The sequence below is a fragment of the Streptomyces sp. NPDC032745 genome, from assembly GCF_055579465.1.
This window is the reverse complement of sequence record NZ_JBVING010000008.1, coordinates 356,828-372,172: the sequence shown is the minus strand read 5'-3', so window position 1 is coordinate 372,172 and position 15,345 is coordinate 356,828. Positions and strand designations below refer to the sequence as shown.

The window sequence follows — 15,345 nt, the reverse complement described above, 5'->3', positions numbered from 1 at the left end:
TGAGTTCCGCCACGCCGCCCCGACGCGTCACCCGTATCCCGCCTATTTCAACTTTCATCTTTCGAGGTAAAGGCAGCATGCCCGTCCAGCAGTTTTCAGACCTCGTGCGTTTCGCCCGTGACCGTTCTCCTTTCTACGCCGACCTCTACGCGGACCTGCCACCGCACGTGAGCCGGATCACCGATGTGCCCGTCGTGGACCAGGACAGGTTCTGGGCCGCCAACACCCTGCACGACAACCGCGTCCTCACCGCCCCCCTCGGGGAAGCCGTCGTGTTCAAGACGGGCGGTACCACGGGGACGCCGCGGTTCTCCTGCTACACCCGCGAGGAATGGCAGGAGTTCGTCAGCGCCTTCGGCGCCGGGATGGTCGACGCCGGCCTGCGGCCCGGACACAGAGTCGCCGACCTCTTCTACGCCGGCGAGCTCTACGCCAGCTTCCTGTTCATACTGGACTCGCTCGCGCACGCCCCCGTCGCCAACGTCCGGCTGCCCATAGGCGGCGGCGCCCCGCTCGAGTCGACGGTCACCACGCTCGAGGACTTCGCCGCCCACGTCGTCGCCGGCACCCCGACCACCCTGTGCCGCCTCGCCGAGCACCTGACCTCCGCCGGCCGCCGACTGCCCGGCGTCGAGCTCCTGTTCTTCGGCGGCGAAGCCCTCTTCGCCGACCAGCGCCGCCTCCTCTCGGCCGCCTTCCCCAACGCCACGCCCCGCTCGCTCGGCTACGCCAGCGTCGACGGCGGCCTCCTCGGCCGCCCGGTACCCGGCACGGACGACGACCCGCGCACGCACCGCCCGTTCGCCCCGCACACCGTCGTCGAGATCCTCGACGAGACGACCGGCGAACCCATCCGCGAGCCGGGCCGGCCCGGTCGGGTCGTCGTCACACAGCTCTTCCGCCGCCTCATGCCGGTCATCCGCTACCCCGCGGGCGACCGCGCGGAGTGGACCGACACCGAGGGCGGTGCCTTCCGCATCCTCGGCCGCGCCGAGGAGGGCGTACGCGTCGGCCCCGTCTCGCTGTACTGGCAGGACGCCACGGACGCCGTCGCCGAGGCCGACACCGAGGGCAGGGTCACGGGCATGCAGCTCGTCGTCCGCCGCTGGGAAGGCCGAGACGGCCTCGTCCTGCGGCTGGCCACCACACCCGGCCAGGACCCGGCCGACCTGGAGGTCTTCGCCAAGGAGGTCGTCACCGGGCTGAACACCGCCCGGCCGCTCTACCCCGACAGCGTCGCCGCGGGATTCGTCCACCCGCTCCGCGTCGAGTGGGCCAGCCACCGCGAGCTGGTGGTCAACTCCCGCTCCGGCAAGCTCGTCCGCGTCATCGACGAGAGGCCGACCGCATGAGCGCCCCGGCATCCGAGGCCGCCGGCCGGCGGCTCCCCCTCGTCCTGCGCAACCGCGCCTTCGGGACCGTATGGCTGGGCCAGGTGCTCACCCAGGCCGGTGTCCGCATGTTCCAGGTGGGCATCTCCTGGTGGCTCATCGGTTACGCCACCTCCGGTGACGGCGGGTTCGCGGCCGGGCTGTTCATGGCCGTCAGCACGCTGCCCGCCGTGGTCCTCGCCCCGCTCGTCGCCCGCGCCATCGCCGGCTTCGCCCACCGCTCGCTGCTGCGCACCGCAGCCGGCGGCGCCGGAGCGACCGCTGCCGCGCTGGCCGTCTGGGCCTGCGCGAGCGACCTGCCGGTCCCGGCGGCTTACGCGGCGGCCCTGGCCCTGGCAACCTGCCAGGCCTTCTTCGACCCGTGCCTGACCACCTCCGTGCCCGAGCTCGTGGACGACGCGGACATCGAGGCCGCGACCGGCTTCGAGCTGTCCACCCAGTCGCTGGCGAGCCTGGGCGGAGCCCTCCTCGGGGCCCTCGTCGTGGACGCGGCCGGGGTGGCCGGCCTCGCCGTGGGATGCGCCGCCGCCTACGCCACGGCCACCGTGCTCATCGCGACCGCGCGGTTCCGCACCGCCGATGCCGTTACCGGGTCGCATGATGCGAGTACCGACGGCGAGGAGGCGCCACCGCGTCGGACACTGCGTCAGATCCTCGGCGCCATGCCGTACGTGCGCGGCATCCTGCTGTGCTTCACCGCGGCCAACCTCTTCACCACGGCCGTCTTCGTCGTCATGCCGCTCTACACCGCCTCCGTACTGCACGGCGACGGCGGCACCGTCGCCCTCCTGGAGGCGTCGCTCGGCGTGGGCACGCTCGTCGGGTCCTTCACCGGCGCACGGGTACCCGGCCGGCCCGCCGTGGTCGGCACCACGTGCCTCGCCGCGATGGCCGCAGCCCTCGCCGTACCCGGCCTGATCGCCGCACGGCCCGTCATCGCGGGCGCCCTGCTGGTGACCGGCTGGTGCGTCGGGGTGATCGGGGTCCGCTTCGTGGCCCTGTTCCAACGGCTGGTTCCGGCCGCCGACAAGCCCGCGTTCTTCGCCGTCATGCAGGCCGTCCTCGGCGCGACCTTCCCGGTCGCCTCGCTGCTCTTCGGGTTCCTCGGCGACCACCTCTCCGCCCAGACGCTGTGCCTGATCCAGGCGGCCGGACTCGTGCCCGCCGCCCTGGCCCTGGCCCTGCTGCCCGGGCACTCCCGCCCGGCGGGCGAACCGTCCGCCGAGAACGGTCCCGAGCCCGGGAACGGTCCCGAGCCCGCGCCCGAGGCCGCGGACCGCGCCGCGGTCCCCTCCGCGCCCGCGCCGGCCCCCACAGGAGGCGCGCGATGACCGCCGTGATCGAGCAGGCCACCCCGGCCGACATAGCCGATCTCCGCCAGCTCTACTACGCCGTCTACGGACCGCACTACCCGACAGCCCTCGGCACCGACCCCGCCGAGATGTCCCGGCTCATCCGGGACCCGCACACCCTCTGGCTCGTCGCCCGCTGCCCCCGTACCGGCGCCCTCGCCGGATCGGCCGCGGTCCACAGCGAACCCGGCAGCCGCGTCGGCCGCCTCGAAGGGCTCGCCGTCCACCCCGACCAGCGCGGATCCGGGCTCGCCGGGCAGCTGACCGAGGCCGTGTGCGCCGGCACGCTCGATGCCGGGACGCTCGACTCGGTGTACGCCACCGTCCGTACGGTCAGCGCCGGACCCCAACGCGTCGTGGCCCGCAACGGCTTCCGCCCCCTGGGCATCCTGCCCAACGCCGTGGAGCTCAGCAGCCGCGAGAGCCTGGCACTCTACGCGCGTCACTCGCCCGGAGTGCTGGACCGCCGGGTGCCCGTCGCCGAGGTGCCCGCCTCCCTGGTGCCGCTCCTGCGCACCGCAGGGGCGAGCCTCGGCATCAGCTACGCGGACGCCCGGCCCACGCCGCCCCAGCCCGCGCCCGCCGGGCCGGCCGTACGGCCGCTGGAGATGATCGAGGCGCCGGCCTTCGTCCGCCGCCGCTTCCACCAGCACTTCCCGGACACCGGCCGCTGGTTCTACCCGCTGCACACCCCCAACATCCTCCTCACCCCCGACGACGGCGGTTTCGAGGTGTACGCCTACCTCAACCGCACCGGCGGCTACTGCGCCCTGGTCACCGCCCACCCGGACCCGGCGGCCGCCGCCGGCTGGCTGGAGCCGGTCACCCGGACCCTCACCCGCGCCGGCGCCGGCTACGTGGAGGCGCTCGTACCCCTGGAACACCACGCCGCGCTCTCGGCCTTCGCCGCCCAGGGCTTCATCGCCGGAGCCCTGTACCCGGCCATGCGCCGGGACGGCGACGGCTTCCACGACTACGTGGTGATGTCCCGGACCACCGAGCACATCGACTTCCGCGGCGTGGTCGTCGACCCGCCCCTCCAGCCCTTCCTCGATTCCTATGTGTCGGCCTGGGCGTCGACCCATCTGCCCGTACGTGAGGTTGCTTCATGACCCCTTCCACGACCCCTTCCACGGCCCCCTCGAAACCCCATCTCGCCCCCGTCGGCGTCCCCGACGCCGCGGCCCTCGGCCGGGTCCAGCAGCTCTGCGACCTGACCGCGCCCTACACCTCCGGTCCCGCCGAGGAAGAGCTGTTCACCGCCGCCATGGCGGAGATCAACACCTGGCACCGCGACCGGTCCCCGTTCTTCCGCAGCCTGTACGACGGCGAGCGCCCGGACACCCCGTACGAGGCGCCCCTGGTGCACGCGAACTTCTTCAAGCGCCACGAGGTCCTGTCCATACCCGAGGACGAGGTCCACCTCCACCTGACCTCCTCCGGGACCACCGGACAGAAGTCGCAGATGTTCTTCGACGAGTGGACCATCCGGTCCGCCCAGCGCATGGTCGCCCGCATCTTCGACCACAACGGCTGGATCACCCCCGACCAGCCGGTCAACTACCTGCTCTACAGCTACGAGCCCGCCCGCGACCTCAACCTGGGCACCTCGTTCACCGACAACTACCTGTGCGACTTCGCCCCGGCCCGGCAGGTCGAGTACGCACTGCGCAACACCGGCAACGGCCACGAGTTCGACCCCTTCGGCTGCGTCGCCGCGCTGCGCCGCTTCGCCGCCGACGACGTGCCCGTCCGCATCCTCGGCTTCCCCGCCTTCCTCTGGTTCACGCTGGAGCGGATGCGCGCCATGGGCCTGGAGCCGCTGAAGCTCCCGGAAGGATCCCTGATCATCCTCGGCGGCGGCTGGAAGGGCCACACCGACCGGCAGATCGGCAAGCACGAGCTGTACGCGCGCGTCACCGAGCAGCTGGGCGTCCCCTCCGAGCGGATCCGCGACACCTTCGGGTCGGTCGAGCACTGCATCCCGTACATCGAGTGCGCGCACCACAACCTCCACGCACCCGTCTGGTCCCGCGTCTTCATCCGCTCCACCCGCACCCTCGAACCCCTCCCGTACGGCGAGCGCGGCTACCTGCACCTGGTGTCCCCGTACATCACCTCCGTACCGGCGCAGAGCGTCGTCATGGGCGACCTCGCCTCGCTCCACCCGGGCGAGGAGTGCGGCTGCGAGCTGACCACCCCGTGGTTCACGATCCACGGCCGGGCCGGTGTCAGCCGCAACCGCAGCTGTGCCGTGGCCGCCGCCGAACTGATGAAGGGAATGTCATGACCGACACCATCAACCACCACTACTGGCAGGGCACTTTCATCGGGGACGAGGAGGCCGCCCGTCGCCTGGCCACCCTGCCCACCGCCGTCGAGGCCGCACTCGGCGCACCGCTGGACACCGAGACCGTCCTCGCCGCCTGCGACGCCCTCTCCCGCGCCCTGCGGGACCCCGGCCACCGCGTACGGCAGCGGCTGGCCCCGCACCTGCCCGTGGACGGCGACACGGACCGGGAGGAACTCCTGGCCGAACTCGCCGACTTCCTCGGCCGCAGCTCCCTCACCCGCAAGCTCCGGCGCGAGCTGGGCAGCGTCGCCCCGCAGCGGCTGAACCGCCCCGACGCCAAGGAGACGGTGTACGAGGCCTGGGCGCCCGTCGGCCTGGTCGCCCACATAGCCCCCGGCAACGCCGCCACGGTCGCCCCGCTCAGCCTGATCGAAGGACTCCTCGCCGGGAACGTCAACGTCCTCAAGACCAGCAGCTCCGACACGTTCCTCGCCCAGCACCTCCTCGCCGAACTCGCCGCGCAGGACCCGAGCGGGGCCCTCGCCGAGCGCATCATCGTGCTGCGCTTCCCCTCCTCCCGCCAGGAGTGGCTGCGCCTGATGTGCGCCCCCGCCGACGCCGTCGCGGTCTGGGGCGGCGAGTCCGCCGTCGAAGGCGTCGCCGCCCATGTCCCGGCCGGCTGCCGCCTGGTGGAGTGGGGGCACAAGATCTCCTTCGCCTACCTCACTCAGGACGCCTGGGCGGACGAGGCGACGCTGACGGCCCTGGCCCGGGACGTCTGCGTCTTCGAGCAGCAGGCCTGTTCCAGCCCCCAGGTCGTCTACCTCGACACCGAGACCGGGAACACCGAGGCGCTGTACGCGTTCGCCGAGCGCCTCGCCGCGGCCCTGGACGCGCAGCCGGCGCCCGCCGCGGCGGATCTCGATCCCGCCGAGTACGCCGAGCTGACCACCACCGAGCACCTCGCCCGCCTCGAGGAGCACCTGGGCCTCACCCGCGTACTCGCCGCCCCCGACGGCACGTGGCGGGTCATGGCCGACAGCCGGCCGGCCCTGACCGCCTCACCGCTGCACCGCAGCGTCTGGGTGAAGCCGCTGCCCCGCAAGAGCCTCATCGCGACGCTGCGTCCCATGCGCCGCTACCTCCAGACGGCGGGCATCGCGGGCAGCCGGACCGACATCGCCGAGCTCTCGGGCCTGGTCCTGGCCGCCGGTGCCACCCGGGTCACGCCCGTCGGCGCCATGACCGCGGGCTACGCCGGGGAACCGCACGACGGGGTCTACGCCCTCCAGCGCTACAGCCGGCGCGTCGCCGTCCAGGCCGACGGGCGCTTCGCCGCCACCGCCTGCCTCGACGACCTCGCCCGCCCGGCCGTCTTCCCGCCGGCCACCGGGCCGCTGCTGGACAAGGCCGCCGTCCAGAACCTCAATCGCGGGGTCGACCGGAGCGACGCCGAGCTGTACTTCCGCAGCGGGGGCAGCACGGGTACGCCCGCCCTGTCGCTGTTCACGTACGAGGACTACGACACGCAGATGCACGCCGCCGCCCGCGGCCTGCTCGCCGCCGGCTACGACCCGGCCCGCGACCGTACGGCGAACCTCTTCTACTGCGGCGGCATGTACGGCGGGTTCATCAGCTTCTTCTCCATCCTGGAGCGCCTGGGCGGCGTCCAGATGCCGATGGCCGCGGGTTCCGACCACCGGGCCACCGCGGAGATGATCGCCGCGTACGAGGTGGACACGCTCTTCGGCATGCCTTCGTACCTCTGGCAGCTCCTGCACGAGGAGGCCGGCCTGCTGCGCTCGTACGGAGGCCTGCGCAAGATCTACTACGGCGGCGAGCACTTCACCGACGAACAGCGCAGGACGCTGCGCGAGACGTTCGGCATCGAGGTCATCCACTCCATCACCTACGGCAGCACCGACCTCGGCCCGCTCGGCTACCAGTGCACGCAGAGCAGCGGCAGCGTCCACCACCTCCACGCCGACCTGCACACCCTGGAGATCGTCGACGTCGACGAGGACCGCCCGGTGGCGCCGGGGGAGACCGGCCGGCTCGTGTTCACCACGCGTGCCCGCCGGGGCCAGCTCCTCGACCGGTACGTCATCGGCGACCTCGGGCGCGCCCTGCCCGGCCGCTGCCCCTGCGGAAGCCACGCCCCGCGCTTCGAACTGCTGGGCCGGCTGGGCGAGGTGATGCGGGTGGCGACGTACTTCCTCAACTACCGCCGATTCCTGGCCATCGCGCAGGAGCAGCTGCGCTACGGCGGCGAGCTCCAGGCCGTCCTGACCGCAGGGGCCGTCCGTGAGGGCCTCACCCTGCGGATGGAGAGCGCCCACGCCCCGGACCCGGACAGGGCGCGCGAGGCCTTCCTGGCCGGGTACCCCGAGGTGCGGTCGGCGGTGGCGGAGAAGCTGCTCGACTTCACGGTCGAGGTGGTGGACGGTACGGCCCTGTCCCGTACCGCGACGAGCGGGAAGCTCCTCGCCGTGGTGGACCGCCGGCGGTAGCACGGGCTGCACGGCTGCACGGCCGTGCGTGCCGTGCGTGCCGTGCGTGCCGTGCGTGCCGTGCGTGCCGTGCGTGCCGTGCGTGCCGTGCGTGCCGTGCGGATCTTAGACGGGGGAGGAGGTGTTTTCCGTCAAATCCCCCGTTCTCCTCACACTGCCGCGCACGCTCAGTAGCGTCGGTCTCACAAGAGAGGTCCCGCGTGCAGCGGAAGCGGCGCGGGGCGTGGACGGAGAGAAGAAGGAGCGGGCGCCGATGGCGAACGTGGAAGTCTCCCTGAAGGAGACGATGACCTCGATCGAGGGCACCCTGGGGGTCGCACTCGTCGACTACACCAGCGGGATGGCACTGGGAACGCTCGGTGGCGGCAAGGATCTCGACCTGGCGGTCGCTGCCGCAGGCAACACCGACGTGATCCGGGCCAAGGTCCGCGCCATGGAAATGCTGGGCCTGAAGGACGAGATCGAGGACCTGCTGATCACGCTGGGGAACCAGTACCACTTGATCCGGCTGCTCAAGGGCCGGGGGGGCAACGGACTGTTCCTGTACGTCGTACTGAACAAGGCCAACTCGAATCTGGCGATGGCCCGGCACCAGCTCAAGCGCATCGAATCCGCTCTGGAGCTTTAGCCGCCGCTCTCTCGGGCCCACGCATGCCCACGAATTGAAGAACTCTTCAATCCGGCACATCCGAAATTGGTCAACCAGAGGCGCGCGTGGGCCCAACGGGCGGAATGATGAGCGGTGGTGGCGGTCGAGCAACGGCAGGAGCGTTCGTGAGCATGCAGGTACCCCTGTACCAGGCGAAAGCCGAGTTCTTCCGCATGCTCGGACACCCCGTCCGTATCCGCGTTCTGGAGCTCTTGCAGAGCGGTCCGATGCCCGTACGCGAACTCCTCGCCGAAATCGACATCGAGCCGTCCAACCTGTCCCAGCAACTGGCGGTCCTGCGCCGCTCCGGAATCGTCGTGTCCACGCGCGAGGGTGCGACCGTCAACTACGCCCTCGCCGGCGGTGACGTCGCCGAACTCCTGCGCGCGGCCCGTCGTATCCTCACCGAGCTCCTGGTGGGCAAGAGCGAACTCCTCGCCGAACTCCGGCAGGTGGAACCCCGGACCGGCCCTGCGGGGCCGGGTCCCGGCCGCTGAGTGCGCTGGGGCGCGTATCGAGTCGTGATCAATTTGCGGGATGTGCGTTCGTGGCACGGTCCGGTCCGATAGACGGTCTTACGTAACGCGAGTGCAACTGACCGATCCGGATTGGGAGTTCATCGAGCCGTACCTGCCGATCGGCGAGTACGGCCCGTACCCCGAGCGACTGCGGCAGCAGTTCGAGGGCGTGATCTGGCGGTTCAGGACGGGCGGGCAGCGGCGGGAGATGCCGACTGAGTTCGGCGCCTGGTCGACCGTCCGCAACCGCTTCCGGCAGTGGCGTGACGCCGGCGTCTTCGAGGCCCTGCTGGAGGGCCTGATCACTGAAGCCGCGAAGCGGGGTGAGGTGGACCTGTCCCTGGTCAGCGTCGACTCCACCACCGCCCGAGCCCACCACGACGCGGCCGGGATGCACCTCGACGAGGACGTCGTCACCGCCCTGGAGAAAGCCGCGGCCGAGGAGGAGGAGGCCAGGTAAAAGGGGGCGGCCTCGAAGAGCCAAACGGGCAAGGGACCGAAAGTGATCCCGCGCTGGAAGAACGACGACGCATCCGGCGTCGGCGGAAACTCCGGCTGAAGGCCGCCCTCCTCGGACGTTCCAGAGGCCGGGCAGACCAGCAAGGTCCACGTCGCCGCCGACCGCAAGTGCCGCCCGCTGGCGTTCATCCTGACCACAGGCCAGGCAGCGGACAGCCCGCAGTTCATCCCCGCCCTGAAGAAGGTGCGGGTACGCGGGCCCGTCGGCCGACACTGCATCCGGCCGGACGCGGTCGCCGGGGACAAGGCATACTCGTCCCGCGGAAACCGCGCCTACCTGCGCAAACGCCGTATCAAGGCGGTCATCCCGGAGAAGAAGGACCAGGCCGCCAACCGGAAGAAGAAGGGCTCCAGAGGTGGCCGACCCGTCAGCCACGACGCCGATCTCTACGAGGAGCGGAACACCGTCGAACGCCTGATCAACAAGCTCAAAGCATGGCGAGGCAGCGCCACCCGATACGACAAGAATCCCGACAGCTACCTCGCCGGTCTCCACCTGCGCGCCTCGATGATCTGGATCAAGGACCTCACCAGGGTGACGCGCTGAGGTGCCGGACGCCAAGGGCAGGCAGGAGTTGAGTCAACGGTCAACCCGCCGTGGACGCGGGGCTTCACCCGTGGATTCCGCGTCGGTGTCGTCGGTGCCGACCGGGCCGCGGGGAAGCATCCAGTCCAGCCACTTCGGCAGCCACCAGTTGGTCCGGCCGAGGAGTGTCATGGTCGCCGGTACCAGCACCATGCGTACGACCGTGGCGTCGATGAAGATCGCGGTGGCCAGGCCGAGCCCGAACATTTTGCTGGAGGGGTCCTCGGCGACGGCGAAGGACAGGAAGACCGCCACCATGATGAGGGCGGCCGAGGTGATGATCCGGGCGGTGCCCGAGACGCCCTCAACGATCGCCGTGCCGTTGTCGCCGGTGCGCAGGTACTCCTCGCGTACGCGGGAGAGGAGGAACACCTCGTAGTCCATCGACAGGCCGAACAGGATGGCGAAGAGGAACATCGGGATGAACGACACGATCGGAACCGTCGCTTCCAGTCCGATGAGTGCGCCTCCCCAGCCCCACTGGAAGACCGCGACCATGATGCCGTAGGCCGCGCCGATGCTCAGCAGATTCAGCAGTACCGCCTTGAGCGGTACGAGTATCGAGCGGAAGACCAGCATCAGCAGCAGGAACGACATCGCCAGCACGGCGGCGACGAACACCGGCAGGCGTTGGCTGGTGCGTTGGCCCACATCGGACAGGCTCGCGGCGGCGCCGCCGACGTGGGCCCTGGCCGGGCCGTCCCCGATCGCCGTGGGCAGCACGTCGGTGCGCAGCCGGGCGATGGTGTCGGCCGTGGCCTTGTCCTGAGGGCTGGTGGTCGGGAACACCACGAGGGTCGCGATGCCGGTGGCCCGATCGATGTGCGTCGGCGCGGCGGATGCGATGCCCGGATCCGCCGCGACCGCCCCGACGAGTCGGTCCAGCACTCCCGGATCACCGGTGGGGTCCGCGGCGATGACGAGGGGACCGTTGGTGCCCGGGCCGAACCCCTCGGCGACGAGGTCGTAGGCCCGGCGTTCAGTACGGCTCTGCGGCAGTGAGCCGTCGTCGGGCAGGCCGACGCGCAGGCCGAGCACGGGCAGCGTCGCGGTCAGCAGCAGCCCCGCCGCGCCGACCGCGTACGGCACCGGGTGCCGGCCGACGTGCCCGATCCAGCGACGCCACCCGGCGGCGTGGGCGGCGCCTGCCGCCGGGTCCCGCCGCCGTGCGAGTCGGCCCAGCTTCCTGGTCTGCAGAGCCCGGCCGATCAGGCCGGCCCGGGCCAGGCGCGGGCCCGCCGCGCCGAGGAAGGCCGGCAGCAGCGTCACCGACGCGAGCACCATCGTCAGCACGACGATCGAGACGGCAACCCCGCCCACCGTCATGAACGGCACGTTCGCGACCGCCAGGCCGAGGATCGACACGACGACGGTGCCGCCGGCGAAGACCACCGGCCGCCCCGCCGTTGCCACCGCTCGTCCGGCCGCCGCCTGCGGATCGAGCCCGCACGCGAGGTACTCCCGGTGCCTGGCGAGCACGAACAGCGCGTAGTCGATGCCCACTCCGAGCCCGACCATGCTGCCCAGGACCGGTGCGAAGGTGGGGACCTCTGTCACCCCCGCCAGTACCGTCATCGTGGCGACCCCGACGGTCAGCCCGAAGACCGCCATGCCGATCGGCAGCGCGGCGGCGACGAGCGAACCGAACGCCAGGAACAGGATCGCGGCCGCGGCGAGGAGGCCGATCAGCTCGCTCGCGCCGCCGTCGGGGTCGGAGAAGGCGTAGAAGAGGTTCCCGCCCATCTCGATGCGCAGCGGCAGCTCGGCGCGCAGCCGGTCGCCGAGATCGACGAGGGCGTCGAGGTCTTCGGCCGACAGCCGGCTCTGGTCGGGGTACTGCACCCGGACGACCGCGATCCGCCCGTCGGCCGAAACGAAGCCGCCGCGCACGGCGGTGTCCCCGCCCGTGTCGAGCGCCCCCGCCGGGTCGCTCGTGCCGAGCACGTGCGGCAGCCGCTTCACCTCGGCCCGCAGCCGCGTGAGAGCGGTGCGCACGCCGTCGTCGTCGAAGAACGTCGCACCGTCGTCGAGGGGGGTGACGACCACTTGGGCGGTCATCCCCTCCTGGCCGGTGCCTGCCCGCTCGATCAGTTCCGCGGCCCGTCGGGAGTCCAGTCCCGGAGCGGTCATCGAGTCCGCGGTACGCCCGCCGAAGGCGACGGCGGCGAGGACGGCGAGCGTGGCGGCGATCAGCCATGCCGCGATCACCCGCCAGGGATGGCGGGCGGCGCTTGCGCCCAGGCGCAACAGGGCATTCGAGAGCATCGGGTCCTCCAACCACTTCGGCGGCCGTCCTTGTACGGCCGCCGATGCCGAGGCTCGTCGCCACGGCGCTCCGCGTCATCGGCCCGCGGGCCGCGGATCCGTCGGCCCCGGGGCGGAGTGACGACCCGTCCTTTCGGCCGATGCGCGGCACGCCGCGGACCCTAGGCTGAGAACCGTGCTCCGAGACGACCTGCGAACCCTGTGGACCGAACCCCGGCCGCCCGACGCGCCCGCCCGGGTGCGGCGGGACTGGGCGCTGCTCGCCGCGGGCCTTGCCGGTGTGGCGCTGGAAGCCACCCTGCGCGAGAACGTCGTGTGGCGGCCGGTGGCGGTGGTGTTCGCCGTATGGCTGTGCCTGCTGCCCCTGTGGCGCCGGACCCGCCCGCTGGCGACGGTGACGCTGGCGTTCGGCTCGGTGATCCTGCTGCCGGTGGCCTCGCTCGTCGCCGCAACGCGCGAGCCCGTCGGCCTGTACACCGGCGCGGTCGTGCTCGTGCTGGTGTACGCGCTGCCCCGGTGGGGATCGGGACGCGAGATCGTGCTGGGCGGCGCGGTGATCCTCGTGGCCGGCGCGCTGTGTGTCGTCACGGACGGGACCCCGGTCGTCGAAAAGGTCGTGGGCTACGTCTTCCTGCTGCTGCCCGGCGTGGTCGGGGCTGCCGTGCGGTTCCGGGTGAGCGCTCGCGAGCGGCAGTTGGAGCAGGTGCGCTCCCGCGAGCGCGAGCAGCTCGCCCGGGAACTGCACGACACGGTGGCCCACCACGTGTCGGCCATGGTGATCATCGCCCAGGCGGGCCGGGTGCTGGCGGGCACCGACCCGTCCGCCGCCGTCGAGGCGCTGGAGGGGGTCGAGGAGGAAGGGGCGCGCACGCTGGAGGAAATGCGCGCCATGGTCGCCGCGCTGCGCGACCGCGGGGTCGGCGCCGAGCTGGCGCCCCCTGGCGGAGTCGCGGATCTGGAGCGCCTGGTGCGCACCCCGGGTGGTCGCCTCAGGGTCGACCTGGGGCTCGACGGCGAACTGGACGCGCTGCCCACGGCCGTGGACGCGGCCGTCTACCGGATCGTGCAGGAGTCGGTGACCAACGCGCTGCGCCATGCGGTCGACGCGACCGAGCTCGTCGTCCGGGTCGCCGCGGAACGGCACACGGTACGTGTGAGCGTGCGCGACAACGGCCGGCGCACCGGCCGGGGTCGCGACGGATACGGACTTACCGGACTGCGCGAGCGCGCGACCCTGCTCGGCGGCATACTACGAGCCGGCCCGGGTACTGACCGGGGCTGGCATGTCGAAGCCGAACTGCCGAGAGCGAGGAGCGAGAGCGGTGTCCATTCGCGTCCTCGTCGCTGACGACCAGACGATCATCCGCACCGGGTTGCGGATCATGCTGAACGCCCAGCCCGGCATCGAGGTGGTCGGCGAGGCCGCCGACGGGCGGGAAGCGGTACGTCTGGCCCGCGAACTACGCCCCGACGTCTGCCTGTTCGACATCCGCATGCCCGTACTCGACGGGCTCGAGGCCACCCGGCTGGTCGCCGGCCCGGGCGTCGCCGACCCGCTGGCCGTGGTCGTCATCACCACGTTCGACCTCGACGAGTACGTCTACGGCTCACTGCGTGCCGGCGCCCGCGGATTCCTCCTCAAGGACACGGGACCGGACCTTCTGGCGCAGGCCGTACGGTCGGCGTCCGACGGTGAGGCGCTCATCGCGCCCAGCGTCACCGTCCGTCTGCTCCAGACATTCGCGGACCTGCCCGCCGGCCGGCCCGTGGCCCAGCCGGTCTCCCCCGTCACCGCCCGCGAGGAGCAGGTGCTCCTCGCCGTCGCTCGCGGGCTGACCAACACCGAGATCGCCGATGCACTGCGCATCAGCCTCAGCACGGTGAAGACGCATCTGGCCAGCCTGATGGCCAAACTCGGCGCCCGCAACCGGGTCGAGATCGCGATGTGGGCTTACGAAACGCGCCGTATCCTCCCCGGAACCTGAGCCGGGTGCCGGGCCATGTCCCATGAGTCCCCGGCCGGACATCAGTGCACCGGTCGGCTCACGTCGGCTCCACGTGCCTCACCCGCCCCAGAGCGTGACGTACCAGGAGGCCGGAACTGGGACGGTGAGACACCCGATACGACAAGACTCCCGACAGCTACCTCGCCAGTCTCCACCTGCACGCCTCGATGATCTGGATCAAAGACCTCACCAGGACCACCCGGTGATCACGACTCGGTACGCGCCCTAATCGGCCTCGTCGAGGGCGTCGAGCAGCTCGTGCTCGCGCCCCGCGCTGAGGCCGGCGCGCCGTTGCCGGTCCAGACCCTGCTCGCGTTCCCAGGCCAGCGTGTCGGCCAGCAGCTCCGCCCGGGGCCGGTGCCGCAGTCCCGCGGCGTACGCCGCGGACCCGTCCCGGGCCGACCAGCCTTCCCAGCCCGCCTCGACCAGCCACATCGGCAGCGACTCGGCCCCCATGTACTCGGCCACGCCGTTCGCCAGCAGCCACGCCGAGCCGGCGGTGACCACAGAGCCGGTGTGCCCGCCCGTCGTACGGGACAGCTCGATCCACTCCCGGAACGGCAGGACCGGACCGACGGCGTTGTACGTCCCGGTGCTTCCGTTCTCCGCGGCGTCGAGCAGCCAGGCCGCGAGGTCCCGTACGTCGACCGTCTGCGTCGGTGCGGCCGGTTCATCGGGAACCAGCATCGGCCCGTGCGGATCGCGAGCGGCGCGGGCCACCCAGTAACCGGAGCGTCCGCTGTGATCCCCCGGGCCGCCGATGAGGCCGGCGCGAGCGATGAGGAGGCGCTCGCCCAGGGCGGCCGCCGACGCCTGCTCGCAGGCCGCCTTGGCTTCGCCGTACAGCGCGCGGTCGACCTCGCTCCGGTCCGTCGGAGGCAGGAGCGGCGCGGACTCGTCCGCCCCCGGCGTGGCGTGGGAGGCGTAGGCGCTGACCGATGAGACGTACGTCCAGTGCCGGGCCCGGCCGCCCAGTGCGTCGAGCGCCCCACGGACGAAGCCCGGCTGCCAGGACACCTCGACGACCGCGTCCCACACGCGGTCGAGCAGGGGCTCGTACGCCGATGGGTCGCGGCGGTCCGCGGCCACCAGCCGCGCCCCGTCGGCGACTTCGCCGCTTTCGCCGCGGGCGAGGCACGTCACGCGATGGCCGCGCCCGGTCGCCTGCCGCGACAGTTCCCGGCCCACCCATGCAGTTCCGCCCAGAACCAGGATCTCCATGCCGACACCCAAGCATCGGGAACTTCGAACATCCA

The 15,345-nt window shown here is 71.8% G+C and carries 11 protein-coding genes and 1 pseudogene; 10 read left to right on the top strand and 2 right to left on the bottom strand.

What is annotated here, in order from left to right; translation table 11 throughout:
* The first annotated feature begins 77 nt into the window (after positions 1-77).
* From ACZ5WG_RS22805 to ACZ5WG_RS22770, 8 genes and pseudogenes are all read left to right on the top strand, one after another.
* A complete protein-coding gene (locus ACZ5WG_RS22805; RefSeq protein WP_468725465.1) occupies positions 78-1,352 on the top strand; it encodes a phenylacetate--CoA ligase family protein in 1,275 nt (424 codons plus the stop codon).
* The gene (locus ACZ5WG_RS22800; RefSeq protein ID WP_468725463.1) at positions 1,349-2,722 is read left to right on the top strand and encodes an MFS transporter; all 1,374 of its coding nucleotides are present in this window, start codon (positions 1,349-1,351) and stop codon (positions 2,720-2,722) included. Before ACZ5WG_RS22805 ends, ACZ5WG_RS22800 begins: the two co-directional genes overlap by 4 nt.
* The gene (locus ACZ5WG_RS22795) at positions 2,719-3,855 is read left to right on the top strand and encodes a GNAT family N-acetyltransferase (RefSeq protein WP_468725461.1); all 1,137 of its coding nucleotides are present in this window, start codon (positions 2,719-2,721) and stop codon (positions 3,853-3,855) included. The genes ACZ5WG_RS22800 and ACZ5WG_RS22795 overlap by 4 nt, the downstream gene beginning before the upstream one ends.
* Positions 3,852-5,033: a LuxE/PaaK family acyltransferase gene (locus ACZ5WG_RS22790; protein WP_468725460.1), complete on the top strand. Its 1,182-nt coding sequence runs from the start codon at positions 3,852-3,854 to the stop codon at positions 5,031-5,033. Before ACZ5WG_RS22795 ends, ACZ5WG_RS22790 begins: the two co-directional genes overlap by 4 nt.
* Entirely contained in the window at positions 5,030-7,546 is a 2,517-nt protein-coding gene (locus ACZ5WG_RS22785) for an aldehyde dehydrogenase family protein (protein WP_468725458.1), read from the top strand. Before ACZ5WG_RS22790 ends, ACZ5WG_RS22785 begins: the two co-directional genes overlap by 4 nt.
* A gap of 253 nt (positions 7,547-7,799) precedes the next feature.
* A complete protein-coding gene (locus tag ACZ5WG_RS22780; RefSeq protein ID WP_468725457.1) occupies positions 7,800-8,174 on the top strand; it encodes a hypothetical protein in 375 nt (124 codons plus the stop codon).
* Positions 8,175-8,326: 152 nt separating this feature from the next.
* A complete protein-coding gene (locus ACZ5WG_RS22775; RefSeq protein WP_468725541.1) occupies positions 8,327-8,692 on the top strand; it encodes an ArsR/SmtB family transcription factor in 366 nt (121 codons plus the stop codon).
* 40 nt (positions 8,693-8,732) lie between these two features.
* Positions 8,733-9,779, top strand: a pseudogene (locus ACZ5WG_RS22770) (IS5 family transposase).
* Positions 9,780-9,812: 33 nt separating this feature from the next.
* On the opposite strand, the gene ACZ5WG_RS22765 reads toward ACZ5WG_RS22770, so the two are convergent.
* Positions 9,813-12,083, bottom strand: a complete 2,271-nt coding sequence (locus ACZ5WG_RS22765; RefSeq protein WP_468725456.1) for an MMPL family transporter — start codon at positions 12,081-12,083, stop codon at positions 9,813-9,815.
* 175 nt (positions 12,084-12,258) lie between these two features.
* Between ACZ5WG_RS22765 and ACZ5WG_RS22760 the strand changes: the two genes are divergently transcribed.
* Together ACZ5WG_RS22760 and ACZ5WG_RS22755 are read left to right on the top strand one after the other, a co-directional pair.
* Positions 12,259-13,431 carry a sensor histidine kinase gene (locus ACZ5WG_RS22760; protein WP_468725454.1) on the top strand — a complete coding sequence of 391 codons (1,173 nt, stop codon included), beginning with the start codon at positions 12,259-12,261 and terminating at the stop codon, positions 13,429-13,431.
* A complete protein-coding gene (locus tag ACZ5WG_RS22755) occupies positions 13,406-14,068 on the top strand; it encodes a response regulator (protein ID WP_468725453.1) in 663 nt (220 codons plus the stop codon). The genes ACZ5WG_RS22760 and ACZ5WG_RS22755 overlap by 26 nt, the downstream gene beginning before the upstream one ends.
* Before the next feature lie 246 nt (positions 14,069-14,314).
* Here the strand turns inward: ACZ5WG_RS22755 and ACZ5WG_RS22750 are convergent, their stop codons facing one another.
* On the bottom strand, positions 14,315-15,310 hold the full coding sequence (locus ACZ5WG_RS22750) for an NAD-dependent epimerase/dehydratase family protein (RefSeq protein ID WP_468725452.1): 996 nt from the start codon (positions 15,308-15,310) through the stop codon (positions 14,315-14,317).
* Positions 15,311-15,345 lie beyond the last annotated feature (35 nt).